Annotated in this window: 1 pseudogene; it reads left to right on the top strand. The window is 48.6% G+C overall.

What is annotated here, in order from left to right:
• Positions 1–527: pseudogene (locus R7044_RS27815) on the top strand (DNA polymerase I); the annotation flags it as partial.

The raw sequence follows: 527 nt of genomic DNA on the forward strand, positions 1-527 counted from the left end.
GAAACACCAGAGTCGCTACTGAAAGCAGAGCCAAACAAAGACGAATTGATCAAACTGTATGGTCAGTTGACGTTTAAGTCTTGGTTGAACGAACTGCTTGAAGGCGGCTCAGGCACTGTCGAAGCGGTTGAACTTGCAGGCTCTGCGCAAGCATCATCATCTTCTTCTTCGCATGCTGAAATGGAAACCTCAGCGGTAACGATTGATCGCAGTCAGTACGAAACCATTTTGGACGAAGTTTCTTTCAATGCGTGGCTAGAAAAACTCAAAGCGGCAGAGCTGTTTGCCTTTGATACCGAAACGGACAGCCTTGATTACATGGTGGCGAACCTCGTCGGTTTGTCATTTGCCATCGATGAAGGTATTGCGGCTTATGTCCCTGTCGCACACGATTATTTGGATGCGCCAGAGCAACTGGATCGCGATTGGGTTCTTGAGCAGCTGAAACCGATTCTTGAAGACGACGCTCAAGCGAAAGTCGGTCAGAACCTAAAATACGATGCGTCTGTGCTGGCACGTTACGGCAT

It is taken from the genome of Vibrio sp. 1402, from assembly GCF_033340275.1.